The organism is Seonamhaeicola marinus (assembly GCF_008085455.1).
This window is the reverse complement of record NZ_VSDQ01000386.1, coordinates 1-610: the sequence shown is the minus strand read 5'-3', so window position 1 is coordinate 610 and position 610 is coordinate 1. Positions and strand designations below refer to the sequence as shown.

Sequence of the window (610 nt, the reverse complement as noted above, 5' to 3'; positions counted from 1 at the left end):
TGCTAATGCCTATATGAAACAAGGTAAAGCAGGTTATTTACCAACGTTAACTGGTACAGCCCAAGCAACACATCAAGAACTGTCTGAAAACAGTCAGTTTGGTGGTTTTTTCTCGTCTGTAGATCAATATGAATTATCAGGAAGTTTATCTTGGGAAGCCGATATTTGGGGTAAAATAAGAAGTAATAAACGCGCAGGTGAAGCTAGTTATTTACAAACAGTAGCAGCGCATAAAGCTGTAAAAACCGAATTAATTTCGGCAATAGCCTCAACCTATTATCAGTTATTAGCGTTAGATGAACAATTAGAAATTACTGAAAGAACTATTGCCACCAGAGATAGTAGTGTTTACACTATTAAAGCATTAAAAGATGCCGGAAACGTAACACAAGTTGCAGTAGACCAATACATAGCGCAGTTTAACAACGCCAAAGCGTTAAAAGTAGATTTACAAGCAGCCATTTTTAGAACAGAAAATACGTTGAATTTTTTATTAGGAAGACCTGCAGAACCGATTGAACGTAGTAAGTTAACCGAGCAACAGTTAAATGAAAACATTACACTTGGCGTGCCAGCAACCTTGTTGAGAAACAGACCAGACGTTATTGCT

The 610-nt window shown here is 37.2% G+C and carries 1 protein-coding gene; it reads left to right on the top strand.

Annotated elements, in window-relative coordinates; all coding sequences use genetic code 11:
- Positions 1–610 (top strand): TolC family protein (locus FUA24_RS05065; protein WP_148540291.1); only part of this gene is annotated, 610 nt, incomplete at both ends.